Genomic DNA, 12377 nt, shown 5'->3' with positions numbered 1-12377 from the left:
CGAACTACTCAGGGAGACAACGAACATGACCACTACCAATCTGGCGGGACGGCGAGCACTGGTCACCGGAGGATCGCGCGGCATCGGCGCGGAGATCGTCCGCCGACTGACCGCAGACGGCGCCGCAGTGGCCTTCACCTACTCCGCCTCGGCGACGTACGCCGAGAAGCTCGTCGCCGAATTGAGCGCGACCGGAGCGACGGTCGTGGCCATTCAGGCTGACGCCGCCGACGCGGCTCAGACCGCGGCCGCGGTGGACCGGGCCGCAGCCGAACTCGGCGGTTTGGACGTCCTGGTCAACAACGCCGGCACTGCCACCCTGGCCCCGATCGACGAGTTCACCGCCGACCAATTCGACCGCATGGTCGCGATAAACATCGGTGGGGTCTTCTGGGCGACCCACAGCGCGATCGCGCACCTGGGCGAAGGGGCTCGGATCATCAACATCGGAAGCATCAACGCCGACCGAGTACCTGGGCCCGGGGTGTCGGTGTACGCCATGACGAAGGGGGCGGTGTCGTCGTTCTCCCGTGGCCTCGCCCGCGAACTCGGCCCGCGCGGTATCACCGTCAACAACGTGCAGCCGGGCCCAATCAACACCGACATGAATCCCGACGAAGGTGATTTCGCCGAGAGTCTGAAGGCGATCGTCCCGCTGGGTCGCTACGGGCGCACCAGCGACATCTCCGCACTGGTGAGCTTCCTGGCCGGCCCGGAGTCCGGCTACATCACCGGCGCCAACCTCAACGTCGACGGCGGTTTCACCGTCTGACGTCGACTGGCCGGTTGCAGGGTGATGACTCACTGGCACCGGGTTCGGATACGAGTAGACGGCGTGACCAGGATCGCGACTACCGGCTGATCGCGTCCAACCGCTTCGTCAGATGGGATACGCCCTTGATGTCGAGATCCAGTGCGAGTGAACCCAGATGGATGTCACCCTCGGCATGTCGAAGAAACCTCGGCAGCGCCTCGACCACGTCGACCAGCTCGGCGATGAAGTCGCGGTAGCCCAGCAGCAGGCGGTTGATCACCCGCGCGCACTCCGCGACGACGTCACGGTAATAGGAAGACGGAGTGACGCTTCGGCAGCGTTCCGACAACTCGAGTAGCCGGTCGTGGTAGTCCATCAATCGGTTGGCGACGTGCTCGATGGCCTCGGCGTCCCCGCCGTGCTCACCGCCGGGATTCAGCGTCGCCATGAATGCAGGTGCGGCCATGAAGTCGTCGATCTGCTGGGCTGTCGACAGCATCTCGTCGACGAACCCGAAGAGCATTCGGGCCAGTTCCGTCCCCGAGTACACGGGCAGCCCGGCTGATGGGCTGAACCCCAGCTCGCTATCTCGTAGGCGTGGCAGTACGGCGTTGCGCCGCTGAGCCAAGATCGACGCGAACAGCGCCCACGTCCACCCCGACGGCTTCTCCATCACCAGCGTTGCGAGTTCATCGGCGGTCGTGGCCATCGTCGCGACCGCGACCGAATCGTCGTCAGGGCCTTCGTCGGACTCCGGCAGCGTTGTTGGTGGCGACAGCGCGTGGGTGGCAGTTGCGCCCTCGGGCCCGTACACGGCGCGGCTGTCTCCGCTCATCGTCCACCGCATGTGACGGTCTGCCCGCAGGTTGAGTTCGACCTCGCGGGCGGCGGCCAACTCCCGGCGCTCCTCGGCCTGCCGGACGAGGGCTCGGCCGACGAAGAACAGCCCGACCAAGGCCGCGGCGCCAACGATCCACCAGATGTAGGTGACGACGAATCCAATCACCAGCATCAGTAGGAACACCGCAGCGAACCCGCTGCCGGAATCGGACTTCCCCCTTGCCATGGAGAGACGGTACGAGGGGGCACCGACAACGAGGCTGGCGCGGAGCAACCCTGGTGCTTGAGGTGGTCCATCGTTCGCGGATGCGGAGGGCACGTGTGTTCACTGCAAGTGTCACACGAGTCACTCCAGCCCCTGGCGGGATGGACGCAGACGATCGCCGAATGTTCCATCTGGCGCGCGAATTGAGCTGCGAACAGCGTCGCCCCACGACCAATTCGCTCGTCAGACGGGACACTTCGTGTACGGCCACGCGCTTCGTTCTAGCGACGCCTGTGGCTACAGTGACTTGCGCCCACCTGGTCCGCAGAACTGATTGACTCTGCTCATGGATCCACGGCACCGGATGCACAGCCCCGTCGCGCGCATGACGGGTAGTGCGCTCGTCGGGCTCGCGGCCACGGGCGTCGCCGCCTCGATGGACCTCCGCTGGTTCTCCCTGCTCATCGGGTGGGACATGCTCGCGGTGACGTACATGGTGTGGACGTGGGCGGTGGTCTGGCCGTTCAACGCAGCGCAGACTGCCTTGCACGCCGAGCACGAGGAGCCGGGGCGTCAGACGGTATTCGCGCTGATCCTCTCCGGCGCACTGGCCAGCCTCGTCGGCATCGGACTGCTGCTCACCAAGGCGCGACCGGACGACTTGGGCGTCATCGCGCCTGCCGTGGCCGTGGCCAGTGTCGTCATCTCCTGGCTCGCCGTGCATACGCTGTACGCGCTCACCTACGCCAAGGCCTACTTTCAGGAAAAGCCGGTCGGCGGAATCGATTTCAACACCGAGGAACCACCCCGCTACAGCGACTTCGCCTACGTCGCCTACACCGTCGGCATGAGCTTCGCGATCTCGGACACCAACCTGACGTCGTCGAGGATGCGGGCGATCGCCATCAAGCACGGTCTGTTGTCGTACGTGTTCGGGTCGGTCATCGTGGCTACGGTGGTCAACCTGATCGCGTCAGGTGTGTAGGCGGGTCTGAAAACGCCGAGTCGCAGTATGACGACGGCGGGCAAGATTCCTTTGGCAAATAGTGCGGGTGCTGGGCCAAATTGATTCATCGACATCGTCAATAATCGGCGGTACATTTCGGCTATGGCCTGCGAGAACGCCGATGTGCCCGCCGTGTTGCTGTCGCAGTCTCAAGCCGAGGCTGCCGTGCTCTGTCTCATCAACGAGCGTCGCGCCGATGAAGGCGTCCCGTCTTTGACCTTGAATCTGGCGCTCCGTACCGCCGCCCGCGAACACGCCACCGCCGCAGCGGCGATCAAGTGGTGGGACGGGGGAGGGTCCGTAATACACACCAATCCCGTAACGGGTAAGAACGAGCAGGAGCGCATCAGGGAGGCGGGATACTGCCCATTGAATCCCGATGGGGTGCCAAGGAACGAAAACGGTTACACCTCTTGGTATACCGGAGGTCAAGCTTATGCGGGCGACACCTCACCCGCAGCTGCGGTCGAATGGTGGATGAGCAGTCCTGGGCACCGTCAGACACTGCTTGACCCCCAGTATCGAGAGACCGGCGTCGGGATCATCCGCGGCACTGCGGTGTCCAGCGCACCCCCGGACGCAGACGGGGCGATCTTCGTTCAAACCTTTGGAGGATGCGACAAGACGGATCCACTCGTCGACACCGAGCTGTGGGGGTTCGGTGGGAACGGCCGCGGTCAAGTGGGCGACGGAAGTGGTGCACCCGAACACGATCGGCCGGTACACCCCGCCGACTTCGAGGAATTCATTGCCGTCGCCGCATCTCGCCACAGCGTCGGCCTGAAGGCCGACGGCACCGTGTGGACCTGGGGACCGCGCGAGAACAAGGGTCCCTTCCCGGGAGGGAGCGACGTACCCGTGCAAGTTCCCGGACTCAGCCAAGTTACGGCCATTGCAGCGGGATACGAACACAACCTGGCCATCACGAGCGACACCCGGGTATGGGCGTGGGGCGACAACAGGTACGGCCAGTTGGGCGACAACTCGGGCCAAGACCAAGAGACCCCGGTTCGCGTCCGCGGTCTGACCGGTGCAGTGTCCGTGGCGGCCGGTTGGGGCCACAGCATCGCACTCACTCATGACGGACGTTTGTGGGGATGGGGAGGGAATTATCACGGCCAGCTCGGCATCGGCTCGTACGACAACCAAAAGCTCGCAGTGCCGATACCGCATGTCTTCAACGCTCCCATCGCGTCGATCGCCTGCGGCGACGACCACACGCTGGCTATCGAACGTGGAACCGGCCAGCTGTGGTTGTGGGGCTGGAACAACAGCGGGTGCTTGGGCACCGGCACGCTGGCGATGATGGACAGCAAGGTGCCCCTTCAACCGGGGGCGATCGGCGAGTTCAGCGGTGAAGGCATCGTGTCCGCCGGCGGCGGTTTTGGCACGAGTTACGCCGTCGATTCCTCCGGCCGTGTATTTGCTTGGGGCGGAAACTGGTTCGACCAACTGGGCCCCGGCCACAGTCACATACTCGAGGATCCATCCGCTTATCGGATCGCTCGAATAGACGACGCGATCAGTCTGTCTGCGGGCAGTTTTCACTGCCTAGTGCTGCGGAGGGACAAGACGTTGTGGGGATGGGGCAGCAACTCGGTCGGCCAACTCGGGCAGGGGGTGCAAACTGGCCCCTCGCGACCACCCGGCCGTGTGGTGCAACTGAAGAACGTCACGGCCTACTCGGGTGGCTACGTGCACTCCCTCGCCATCGGTCAGGACGAGAACAAGGAGTGATGTCCGCGAGGGCTGTGCTTCTGCCGCGTCGGAAAAACCGGTAACCGAGTTCAGGTCAAAGCCGGGGTCTGACGACGCCGAACATGCCATCCTTCGGCCGGAGGCCGGTGCGGTGCATCGGCGAAATCTTGATGAGAAGGTTGTCGCGTGCGAGAAGCGCCGCCATTGCGGACTGTGTCGGCCGATCCATCGACGACTCGGAGTCGCCCCGTCGAATACGTCGGAGTGTTGTTGGGCTCCGCAGCAGCCGCGCTGATCTTCGGCGCAGGCGTCGCTCACGCCGACGAGAACGCTTCCACGCCGTCCGACCGAAGCAGCGAGTCGAGCGAGCAATCTGACACGTCGACGGCCACCGGACCGAGTGCGACGCAGAACGACACCACCTCGCCGATCGCAGCGTCAGACGACAGCTCGAAGACCGACGTCAGCGAGACGTCGCCCGCCGTCCGGAAGGACGATGACGAAGGCACCGGCAATGGCCGGACCCTGCAGAACCAAGCCCCGTCCGTCGACCAGCTGGACGCAACGCCAGCATCTCCGGCGCAGTCAACCGACGACGACACCACCGGCGCCCCCGAGGCCGAGCTGAAAGCGCCCGAAACCCCTGCCGCAGAACCCAAGTCGGAGCCCACGACCCCCAAGGTCCCGCAGCCGCCGACGCCCGTGGTCGCCCCCGCGGGCCGCCAGGAAGACGACGCCGACGTGCGCGCGCCGGCGCTGGCGCAGCCCGTGCCCTCGCGTTCAACGACAGCCACGGCCGTCCCACTAACGACGGTTGCCGCGCTCCCGCCCCTTCCGAACCTCCCGCAGTTGGTTCGGCAGCTCACCGGCCTCACGGTCGACGCTGCGGCGTTCAGCGCCTCGCTGGTTAGCGCCGTCGCCTATCAGGTCGCGCAGACGCTCGGCCCGAATTTCCTGGGCGGCGGGCCGCACTACGCCGCGCTGACCATCGCCAACTTCGCCGCCGACATCAGCAGGCAGGTCACCGGAACGCCACCGACCGCGGCGGCAGGTCCGTTCCCGGTGAACTACGGGGTGTTCAACCCGCTGGCGTGGCTCAACCCGTATGCCATTCCGCCCGGCGCCAACGATCCGACCATCACCGTCACCCCGGCCCACCCGCTGCCGATCATCCTCGTCAACGGCACGACGGAGACACAGGCCTACAACTGGAGCGTCGGGGCGCCGGTGCTCGCCAACGCCGGTTACAAGGTGTACTCGTTCGCCTACGGTGCCTCGACGACCATCCCGGGCTTCCCGTTCGGCGGCGTCGCCGACATCGCGCAGTCGGCCCAGCAGCTGTCCGCGCAGATCGACGCCGTCCTCGCCGAGACCGGCGCCTCGCAGGTCATCCTGGTCGGCCACTCACAGGGCGGCGGGATCCTGCCGGCGTACTACATGAACGTCCTCGGCGGCGCCGACAAGGTGTCGCAGCTGATCGGCATCGCCCCGAGCAACCACGGCACCGACGTCAACTACGCGGCATACGCGTTGACGCTCCCCATCCTGGGGTCGCTGCTCACCGGGCTCTTGAGCGCGACACTGCCTGCCCTCGAGCAGCAGAGCATCACGTCGCCGTTCCAGCAGATCGTCTACGGCAACGGGGACACCAGGCCCGGCGTTCTCTACACCACGATCGTGTCGACCTACGACGAGGTCTTGACGCCGTACACGCAGCAGTTCCTCGACGGCCCGAGCGTCACGAACATCGTCATCCAGGATCAGCATCCCGGGTTCATGGGTGGCCACCTGAGCGTGCTCGTCAACCCCGCGGTGTGGTCGTACGTGCTGGATGCGCTCGAAGCGAACCCGGCAGCCAATCCGCTGCTGGCGCCGCTGGCACAGATCGCCGTCTGAGCGACCAGCCCTACCGCTTGACCAGCGTGAACTGCCCCAACTCGCTGATCCCACGCTTGAAGAAGTCGCTGCACCCGGTCAGGTACTTCATGTAGCGCTCGTAGACCTCCTGCGACGTCGCGGCGACCGCTTCGTCGTGGTGGGCTTCGAGCGCCTCGGCCCAGATGTCGAGCGTCTTCACGTAGTGCTCGTCGAGCAGTTGCTTCTCCTCAAGCGAGAAGCCCGCGTCGGCCGAGAGCGAGATGATGTCCTCGTCGCACGGCACCGATCCGCCGGGGAAGATCTCCTTGGCGATGAACCGCATGAACCGCAGGTCGGTCATCACGATCGGGATGCCCATCTCCGGCCAGCGCTTCAGCGGGTGCCCCAGGATCGCCTGGATCAGCATCCGGCCGCCGCTGGGCAGGATGCTGCTGCAGAAGTGGAAGAACGGTGCGTACCGCTCCTGCGGGAACGCCTCGATCGCCTCGAGGCTGATGATGCGGTCGACGGGCTCGTCGAACTGCTCCCAGCCCATCAGCAGCACCCGACGCGACCGCTCGGTGTCGATGCCGTCCAGCAGCTCCTGAGCGAACTTGGCCTGGTTCTTGCTCAGCGTCAGCCCGATGACGTTGACGTCGTACTTCTCGAGGGCACGCTGCATGACCGAACCCCACCCGCAGCCGATGTCGAGCAGTGTCATGCCCGGCTCCAGGTTGAGCTTGCCCAGCGCGAGATCGATCTTGGCCATCTGCGCCTCTTCGAGCGACATGTCGTCTCGCTCGAAGTAGGCGCAGCTGTAGGTCCGCGAGGGATCCTGGAACAGCCCGAAGAAGTCATCGGAGAGGTCGTAGTGAGCCTGCACCTCTTCGAAGTGCGGCTCCATCTCCTTGCGCGCCTGTGGCGGCTTCACAGTGCTCTCAACCATTTCCCCGACCAACTTCCGTCCGACTTCTTCGGACTCTTCGTCTCTCGCGTGTCCTGCGTATGCGTGAAAGTTATTACAGCCCGGCTGATTACGCCTTCTCGAGCGTGAACTGCACGACGTCGGTGTAGCCCTGCCGGAACAGATCGGCGCAACCGTCGAGGTACTTCAGGAAGCGTTCGTAGATCTCCTCGTTCGTGATGGCAATCGCCTCGTCCTTCTTGGACTCGAGATTGCGCGCCCACGTGTCGAGGGTCTTGACGTAGTGCGGCTGCAGGTGCTGCTCACGGGTGACCGTGTAGCCGGCCTTGACCGCGTGGTCCTTGACCATCGACGCCAGCGGCAGACGGCCGCCGGGGTAGATCTCGTCCATGATGAACTTGATGAAGCGAACCCGCGACATCGTCAGCGGCAGCTTCTTTGCCTTGATCTCCTCATCCTCGGGGATGGTGATCGTGTGCAGCATTTGCACGCCGTCGTCGGGCATCCAGTCGAAGGTGTTCTTGAAGTAGTCGTCGTACTTGTTGAAACCGAAGTGCTCGAACGCGCCGATCGACACGATCCGGTCGACCTTGCCGCTGAAGTCCTCCCACGGCTGCAGCCGGACTTCCATCGTCCGGTCGCCCTTGTAGTTGGCGAGCCAGTGCTGCTCGATGTGCCGCTTCTGGTTCTCCGACAGCGTCAGGCCGATGACGTTGACGTCGTACTTCTCGACCGCGCGATTGATCGTGGCGCCCCAGCCGCAGCCGATGTCGAGCAGCGTCATGCCGGGCTCGAGACCCAGCTTGCCCAGCGAGAGGTCGATCTTCGCCATCTGCGCCTGTTCGAGGTTGTAGTCATCCTTCTCGAAGTACGCACAGCTGTAGACCTGGTTCGGGTCCTGCCACAGCTTGAAGAAGTCGTTTGAGATGTCGTAGTGGAACTGGACTTCCTTCTTGTCCGATCCGCGGGTCTGCGACGCAGACTTCGACAGCCACGCGGACTGCGCAGTCGGCGTTTCGGGCGTCGAGGACGTCGTGTCACTTGGAGTATTCATCCATCCCAACCTGTCGGCGATTCGTCGTTCTCATGGCCAATCAGCGGCTTCTTGACCGAGCCAGCATCCCGACCCTACAACTTGAACCACGCGTCGTTCGAGCGCTCCGGCGCGACGCTGCGGCGAGTCGTCAGCACCTCGTCGGGACCCAACTTAGCTGATCTTGAAAATTCCCGGTCGAGTCTGTCGGGGAGAGCCGCTCCAGCGGCTTTGCCAGCGCCTTCGGGTGTAAGCTGGCACTCGGTGGTACACCCAGCTAGGACGTATTGGACCAGCCTTCGTCGCTGATCTCCGACTAGCCGCTCACGCCGGATACGCCGGTGGCAACCGCCAGTCTGGATTACCTTGAATGCTCCGCCGATCGTTCAGTCATTGATTGCTCCCTTTGGGGTGCAACACTTCAACTACACCCCCCGCATGGGGATTCTGAGCACTTTCCCGCCTACGCCATGTGGCATCGCAACCTTCAGCGAAGCCCTGGCCAACGGTCTGAGAGCCCGCGGAACGACGGTCGACATCGTCCGCATCGCCGACGGTGAGGCATGCGACCGTGACAGCGTCATCGGTGAACTCGTCAACGACTCCGCGGCGTCGGTCGCCGCGGCGTCGGATCTGCTCAACCGCAGCGACGTGGCCGTTATCCAGCACGAGTACGGCATCTACGGCGGCACCGACGGCGACGAGGTCGTCGACGTCATGAAGGGCCTGCGCGTCCCGATCCTCGTCATCGCCCACACCGTGCCGAAAGAGCCGACGGCACACCAACGTTCGGTCCTCGAAGAGGTCGTAGCGCTGGCCGATCAGGTAGTCGTGATGTCCGACGTCGCCCGTCAGCGGCTGTGCGAGCACTTCACCGTCGACGCAACCAAGGTGGCAACCATCTCGCACGGCGCAGCGCTGCCCGCCGCCGAGGCCCCGCAGCCCGCCGGTCGGCCCACGATCCTGACGTGGGGGCTGCTCGGCCCAGGCAAGGGCATCGAGCGCGTCATAAACGCGATGATCTCGCTGCGCAACCTGCCCACCAAGCCCCGCTACCTCGTTGCCGGCCGCACCCACCCGAAGGTCCTCGCCCACAGCGGCGAGTCCTACCGCGAGGGACTGTTCGCCCAGGCCGGGCGCCTCGGCGTCGGCGATTCGGTGTCCTTCGACGCGGTCTACCGCGATTCCGGGGCACTGGCAGAACTCGTCCAATCCGCCGCCGTCGTGGTCCTGCCGTACGACTCGAAGGAGCAGGTCACGTCGGGTGTCTTGGTCGACTCGATCGCCAGCGGACGACCCGTCGTTGCCACCGCATTCCCGCACGCCGTCGAGCTGCTCGGCACGAGCGGCGCAGGCGTCGTCGTCGACCACGACGACCCTGCCGCACTGGTGGAGGCGCTGCGCAGCATGCTGACCGACCCCAACATCGCCGGATCGATGGCCTCCCGGGCGCGCGGGCTCGCCCCGACCCTGGCCTGGCCGGTCGTCGCGCAGGCCTACGCAACCCTGGCGCAGCGCGTCATGGCCGCCCGTCTGGCAGTCGCGTGATCGGCACCGAGCCCGGCTTCACGCATCTCCTGCGGATGACCGACCACCGCGCGACGTTCGAGCACGCCGACCACACCGAGCCGCGCCGCGAGCACGGCTACTGCACCGACGACATGGCCAGGGTCCTGGTGGTCACCACCCGCGAACCCGCGACGCCCGGCCCCCTGAACGGGCTCGCCGGCAAGGCGTTGACGTTCCTCAACGACGCGCAATCCTTCAACGGTGCCTGCCGCAACCGGATGACCGTCGGAGGGCACTGGGCCGACGAGCCGACCACCGACGACCACTGGGGCCGCATGGTCTGGGGCCTCGGCACCGCCGCCGCCAACAGCGACGTGAGCATGGTGCGCAGGCTTGCCGTCATCCAGTTCGAACGCGCCGCGCACGCCAGATCGCCATGGCCGCGGGCAATGGCCTTCGCCGCGATCGGCGCCGCCGAAATACTCACCGTCGACCCCAAGCACGCCGCAGCGTTGCAGCTGCTCACCGACTACGTCGCAACTCTCGACGAACCCAACGGCGACGTCGACTGGCCATGGCCAGAGCCCCGCCTGACCTACGCCAACGCAGTACTCGCCGAGGCGCGCATCGCCGCGGGCGTCGCACTCTCCGACGAGGCGCTGCTGAAATCCGGGCTCGACCTCCTGGAGTGGCTGCTCGCCGGCGAGACGCTCGACGGCCATCTGTCGCCGACGCCCGTCGCAGGCCGCGGACCGGGGGACACCCGGCCCGGCTTCGACCAGCAGCCGATCGAAGTGGCCACCCTGGCCGACGCGTGCGCACGGGCCGCGGGAGCAGACCCCCGGCCGCTGTGGCCCGAGGCCGTGCAATCCGCGGCAGCGTGGTTCCTCGGCGCCAACGACGCTGGAACGCCGATGTGGGATCCGGAGACCGGCGGGGGATACGACGGGCTGCACGCCGACGGGGTGAACCTGAACCAGGGCGCCGAGTCGACGCTGGCCGTCATCTCCACGCTGCAGCACGCACGCAGCTTCTCGACTGTCCCCCAGTGACGTCGACGGCGACCGGACTCGCCACCCGCAGCGCAGCACGGATCGCAGCCGATCCCGGCCGCGTCGTCACCCAGCTGTTCGTCCCCGGCCAGGAGGGCTTCGAGCACCAGGAATCCCGCGCGGGACTCGTAGTCAAACGCCTGCTCGCTCTCTCCGACGTGGACGTCGAGGCGTCGCTGAACGACGTCCTCGAGCGCTTCGACGGCCGGCACCGCGATCTGGCGGGCATCTTCTACCGGCACGCCGCCGAACTCGCCGACCGCCTGGACGGCCGATCCGAACTCTCGCATTCACGAAAGATGTTGCTGGGTGCGACGTTCACCAGTGAGTACGCCATCGAAGGCGCTGCGCTGTGCAACCCGAGCATCGTCGCGCACCCCGACCAGTCCGGCGTGGCAGCGGGCAGCCTGCGGTACGTCATGAGCGTCCGGGCGATCGGCGAGGGGCACCGTTCCTCGATCGGATTCCGGACCGGCGTCGTCGACGCGGCCGGCGAGGTCACGATTGACGAACCCGCGCCGTACGCGTCCACCGGGTACGTCAAGCCCGCACTGCTCGACGCCGCGGTCTTCCGCGCCGAACTCGACCGGCTGGGCAACGCCCGCGAGACCGCGCAATACGTGTTCGGGTCGCTGGGTGAGGTCTTCACCAGATCCGACCTGAACGAGCGGCTCGACACCCTGCGGTCGCATTCGCGCACCCGGGAGTGCGCCCACGGGACGATCGATCACATTCGGGCCATCGCCACCCGGTGCTACGGCGTCGAATTCCCCTACGAAACAGAGCTTTCCGAACGGGTGCTGTGGCCGTCGATGGAGGCCGAGCAGGCCGGCATGGAGGATGCCCGCATGCTGCGGTTCGTCGACGACGACGGAACGGTCACCTACTACGGCACCTACACCGCATACAGCGGCAGCCTGATCAGCCAGCAGTTGCTCGAGACCGCAGACTTCCGTTCGTTCACCTCGACACCGCTGGTCGGCCGAGCCGCCGCGAACAAGGGGCTGGCGTTGTTCCCCCGCCGGATCAACGGCCGCTTCGCCGCGATGTCGCGGTCGGATCGCGAGACCAACAGCATCGCGTTCACCGACCATCTGTCGGTCTGGCCCGACGCGTCGCCCTGTCAGCGACCCACCGAGTCGTGGGAAGTGCTGCAACTCGGCAACTGCGGGCCGCCCATCGAAACCGACGCGGGATGGCTCGTGCTCACCCACGGCGTCGGGCCGATGCGGACGTACAGCATCGGTGCACTGCTGCTCGACCTCGACGACCCGACGCGGGTGCTGGGACGGCTGAAGCGACCACTGCTTGGGCCGATACCGGGGGAGCAGGACGGGTACGTGCCCAACGTCGTGTACTCGTGCGGCGGACTCGTTCACGCCGACACGCTGGTGATCCCATACGGCATGTGCGACGCCGCAATCGGCATGGCCACAGTGCCTCTTGCGCAGCTGCTCGACGTCATCGTCACCTAGGACCGGGCACGCTACGACGCCGG

Annotated in this window: 10 protein-coding genes; 7 read left to right on the top strand and 3 right to left on the bottom strand. The window is 65.9% G+C overall.

Annotation, left to right across the window (positions count from 1 at the left end; translation table 11 throughout):
• Nucleotides 1–25: 25 nt before the first annotated feature.
• Entirely contained in the window at nt 26–772 is a 747-nt protein-coding gene (locus tag LOK44_RS11375) for an SDR family oxidoreductase (RefSeq protein ID WP_237570073.1), read from the top strand.
• Between the two features lie 79 nt (nt 773–851).
• Here the strand turns inward: LOK44_RS11375 and LOK44_RS11370 are convergent, their stop codons facing one another.
• The gene (locus LOK44_RS11370) at nt 852–1820 is read right to left on the bottom strand and encodes a hypothetical protein (RefSeq protein ID WP_237570072.1); all 969 of its coding nucleotides are present in this window, start codon (nt 1818–1820) and stop codon (nt 852–854) included.
• 325 nt (nt 1821–2145) lie between these two features.
• On the opposite strand from LOK44_RS11370, the gene LOK44_RS11365 reads away from it, so the two are divergent.
• The 3 genes from LOK44_RS11365 (at nt 2146) to LOK44_RS11355 (ending at nt 6399) form a co-directional block, all read left to right on the top strand.
• Nucleotides 2146–2784, top strand: a complete 639-nt coding sequence (locus tag LOK44_RS11365; RefSeq protein ID WP_237570071.1) for a DUF1345 domain-containing protein — start codon at nt 2146–2148, stop codon at nt 2782–2784.
• A gap of 123 nt (nt 2785–2907) precedes the next feature.
• Nucleotides 2908–4542: an RCC1 domain-containing protein gene (locus LOK44_RS11360; protein WP_237570070.1), complete on the top strand. Its 1635-nt coding sequence runs from the start codon at nt 2908–2910 to the stop codon at nt 4540–4542.
• 231 nt (nt 4543–4773) lie between these two features.
• On the top strand, nt 4774–6399 hold the full coding sequence (locus LOK44_RS11355; protein WP_237570069.1) for an alpha/beta fold hydrolase: 1626 nt from the start codon (nt 4774–4776) through the stop codon (nt 6397–6399).
• A gap of 10 nt (nt 6400–6409) precedes the next feature.
• Here the strand turns inward: LOK44_RS11355 and LOK44_RS11350 are convergent, their stop codons facing one another.
• Nucleotides 6410–7306, bottom strand: a complete 897-nt coding sequence (locus tag LOK44_RS11350) for a cyclopropane mycolic acid synthase family methyltransferase (RefSeq protein WP_237570068.1) — start codon at nt 7304–7306, stop codon at nt 6410–6412.
• A gap of 88 nt (nt 7307–7394) precedes the next feature.
• The gene (locus LOK44_RS11345) at nt 7395–8339 is read right to left on the bottom strand and encodes a cyclopropane mycolic acid synthase family methyltransferase (protein ID WP_283817797.1); all 945 of its coding nucleotides are present in this window, start codon (nt 8337–8339) and stop codon (nt 7395–7397) included.
• Nucleotides 8340–8756: 417 nt separating this feature from the next.
• On the opposite strand from LOK44_RS11345, the gene LOK44_RS11340 reads away from it, so the two are divergent.
• Genes LOK44_RS11340 through LOK44_RS11330 form a run of 3 tightly spaced genes read left to right on the top strand, consistent with a single transcriptional unit; the run spans nt 8757 to nt 12354 of the window.
• Entirely contained in the window at nt 8757–9866 is a 1110-nt protein-coding gene (locus LOK44_RS11340; protein WP_237570067.1) for a glycosyltransferase, read from the top strand.
• A 35-nt stretch (nt 9867–9901) separates the two neighbouring features.
• Complete coding sequence (locus LOK44_RS11335) at nt 9902–10879, top strand: glycosyltransferase (RefSeq protein WP_237570590.1); 978 nt, start codon at nt 9902–9904, stop codon at nt 10877–10879.
• The gene (locus tag LOK44_RS11330) at nt 10876–12354 is read left to right on the top strand and encodes a glycoside hydrolase family 130 protein (RefSeq protein WP_237570066.1); all 1479 of its coding nucleotides are present in this window, start codon (nt 10876–10878) and stop codon (nt 12352–12354) included. The genes LOK44_RS11335 and LOK44_RS11330 overlap by 4 nt, the downstream gene beginning before the upstream one ends.
• Nucleotides 12355–12377: the final 23 nt, after the last annotated feature.

This window comes from Mycolicibacterium lacusdiani (assembly GCF_021916785.1).
In the GTDB taxonomy this organism is placed as follows: Bacteria; Actinomycetota; Actinomycetes; order Mycobacteriales; family Mycobacteriaceae; genus Mycobacterium; species Mycobacterium lacusdiani.
This window is presented reverse-complemented; position numbering and strand designations above follow the sequence as displayed.

What these genes read in the sequence shown, in the direction of transcription:
- LOK44_RS11335 (WP_237570590.1), top strand. Translation starts at nt 9,902, where the DNA reads ATGACCGACCACCGCGCGACGTTCGAGCACGCCGACCACACCGAGCCG.
- LOK44_RS11350 (WP_237570068.1), bottom strand. Translation starts at nt 7,306, where the DNA reads ATGGTTGAGAGCACTGTGAAGCCGCCACAGGCGCGCAAGGAGATGGAG.
- LOK44_RS11375 (WP_237570073.1), top strand. Translation starts at nt 26, where the DNA reads ATGACCACTACCAATCTGGCGGGACGGCGAGCACTGGTCACCGGAGGA.
- LOK44_RS11360 (WP_237570070.1), top strand. Translation starts at nt 2,908, where the DNA reads ATGGCCTGCGAGAACGCCGATGTGCCCGCCGTGTTGCTGTCGCAGTCT.
- LOK44_RS11345 (WP_283817797.1), bottom strand. Translation starts at nt 8,339, where the DNA reads ATGAATACTCCAAGTGACACGACGTCCTCGACGCCCGAAACGCCGACT.
- LOK44_RS11340 (WP_237570067.1), top strand. Translation starts at nt 8,757, where the DNA reads ATGGGGATTCTGAGCACTTTCCCGCCTACGCCATGTGGCATCGCAACC.
- LOK44_RS11365 (WP_237570071.1), top strand. Translation starts at nt 2,146, where the DNA reads ATGGATCCACGGCACCGGATGCACAGCCCCGTCGCGCGCATGACGGGT.
- LOK44_RS11370 (WP_237570072.1), bottom strand. Translation starts at nt 1,820, where the DNA reads ATGGCAAGGGGGAAGTCCGATTCCGGCAGCGGGTTCGCTGCGGTGTTC.